This is a genomic window from Pseudogemmobacter sp. TB195 (assembly GCF_058313095.1).
Map to the genome: position 1 here is coordinate 1 of NZ_JBZEGG010000232.1, position 519 is coordinate 519.

General features: G+C 65.5%; 1 protein-coding gene. It reads left to right on the forward strand.

Annotated elements, in window-relative coordinates:
* Nucleotides 1–264: 264 nt before the first annotated feature.
* Nucleotides 265–519: aldolase/citrate lyase family protein (locus tag AC4FS3_RS29535; protein WP_491023502.1), on the forward strand; the 255-nt coding region annotated here is incomplete at its 3' end.

Here is a 519-nt window from a genome sequence, read left to right on the forward strand (position 1 = left end):
TGCACCATTGAAAAATGTGGAATTTGCCGGCGCAATAGCAGACGTCGGCGTCCGCACCCGCCTGCGCCCCCCAACGTGTGCGGCCATGCGCGGATTGACGCCATGAATTGGCCCCATGGTTTGGCCCCATGACGAAGCCCTGAAGCATCCCGGCTGAATGGCTCCGGCGCCAGGCTTGCGAAATTGCGGAAATCCGGCACAAACACCTCCAGAAACACGCGCCGTTCCGGACAGGACGGCGACCACACACGCCAGGAGTTTCTGATGACCGCCATTCGCCCCCGCCGCAGCGTTCTTTACATGCCGGGCTCGAACGCCCGCGCGCTGGAGAAGGCGAAAACCCTGCCGGCCGACGCGCTGATTCTTGACCTGGAAGATGCGGTGGCGCCTGACGCCAAGGCCAGCGCCCGTGACCAGGTGTGCGGCGCCGTGAAGGCCGGCGGTTATGGCCCCCGCGAGGTCATCATCCGCGCCAATGGCCTCGACACCCCCTGGGGTCGCGATGACATCCTCGCCGCC